This window comes from Pedobacter sp. HMWF019, assembly GCF_003061025.1.
Lineage (GTDB): Bacteria > Bacteroidota > Bacteroidia > Sphingobacteriales > Sphingobacteriaceae > Pedobacter.
In genome coordinates this window covers 1-1754 of the sequence record NZ_QAIL01000543.1, presented here as the reverse complement: position 1 = coordinate 1754, position 1754 = coordinate 1, and the positions used below count along the sequence as shown (strand labels likewise).

Annotated in this window: 1 protein-coding gene; it reads right to left on the bottom strand. The window is 30.9% G+C overall.

What is annotated here, in order from left to right:
- Nucleotides 1–541: 541 nt before the first annotated feature.
- A complete protein-coding gene (locus DBR11_RS26710) occupies nt 542–1705 on the bottom strand; it encodes a glycosyltransferase (protein ID WP_108555608.1) in 1164 nt (387 codons plus the stop codon).
- Nucleotides 1706–1754 lie beyond the last annotated feature (49 nt).

Below are 1754 nucleotides of genomic sequence, written 5' to 3'. Positions count from 1 at the left end.
ATACCGACCATTATACTTACCTGTAACAAACATATTCTAACAAACCATTTTAGTGTGGCCAGGTTGACACGTACAAAATAAGCTAGGCCTAGTGTTACAAGAACTGTATAAAACTTTAAGGCAAGGGGTATTTTATTATCAGTAGCAACGATAGAATATAATAAACTGTACGTTAAGGGAAATAATAATAATAATAACACCAGGCATACTACATCCTTCCGAGGCTTGATTTCCAACAAAGAAAGTACTATAATTAGAATAACGGCCAGATTCATTATCGGTGATAAAAAAGAAAAAGGCACCTGTCTTGTTACAACAAAAACAATCGTTAAAAATAGAAAGTTTATTATACTCTTCTTCGATATACTGTATTGAACTTTCGATTTACTATCCAAATACTCTGTATCGAAAGGTCTGCCTATTTCCATAATAAATTCTGGTATGTTAAACCAATCTATTTAATAATATATTATACACTTGTAATAATGCATCAGTCACAATGATCTTTCAAACAAATCACCACTTTCGGTAAGCCAGCACATTATCCTAGCTCTTTTACAATGTTTAAGTAAGTATTTCCAAAAGATATTGTTCTTTGATCCAATGATTGCTTTAATAAGTCTATATCCCTTATCTGGGTATTTGAATTAATTAAATATTTCTCCATAACATTAGCTAATTCCTCTTCATTATACAGATCAATATAGTCTGAATTTGGTGGAGATTGTTCTCTGTGGACAGGTATATCAGATAAAAGCAGACTCACACCTAAAGTTCTAGCTTCTTCAACAGTAGAGCTCCACCCCTCGAAAAAAGATGGATTTATAACCGCCTTAGAATATTTCATTAGTATTAATACATCACTATATGGAATAACACCAAGAAACTTAATCATTTCAGACAAATGGTTTTCTTCTACATATTTTCTCAAGAAACCGATGTGATCATTCTTACTTCTAAAATCTTCCATTACACCACTAGTTAAAAGTACCATATCCCATCCCCTATCTTTTAATTGCTTAACTGCTTTAAATGCTAGAATATGATTTTTATGAGACCAGAATTGGTTTGGCAAATAAAAAAATGGGGCATTGTCTGCATACTTTTTCACAACTAATAGTTCATCTTCTAACAAATTGGTGTTATCTGAGGTTGGTTGCGAAACGAAATGTAGTACCTTAACTTTGTGGACTAGCGATGGATATAGTGTCTTATAATCCTTAAATGCATCATTACTACTCAAAACAATAACATCACTTTCATTTGCTAAATTCTCGTGGAGCCTCTTATTATTAATTAATTCTCGATCAGACCACAAGTCCGGATAGTGCAAATATTGAAAATCAGGTATCCAATTTATACTTCTAATATTTCTATTTTTGCTTACATAGTTAGAATGGGATATTACATTAACTCTATTCTTTTTCAATAATAGTTCTGTTAATGGCCCATAATTAAGATATTTCTGACAAACCTTATCTATGAACCAGACTAAACTTCTCCTTCTAATTACATTGGTCTTAATTAGTTCGGCATATCGAGAAAAGATATTAATATATTCCTGTGGTATATCTCCAGGTACAAACAAAATTATTTCAAAATTCTTATCCTTTATCTCCTTTATGGCATAAAGAAGATTTTTAAGATAATTAATTCCTCCTTTATAAGCCAAAGGAAAATTAAGTAAAAATGCTATTCTAGTCATTATTTAAGTTCTTAAAATAGGTCACATAATTTTCTAATCCTTTCCATAT

What these genes read in the sequence shown, in the direction of transcription:
- DBR11_RS26710 (WP_108555608.1), bottom strand. Translation starts at nt 1,705, where the DNA reads ATGACTAGAATAGCATTTTTACTTAATTTTCCTTTGGCTTATAAAGGA.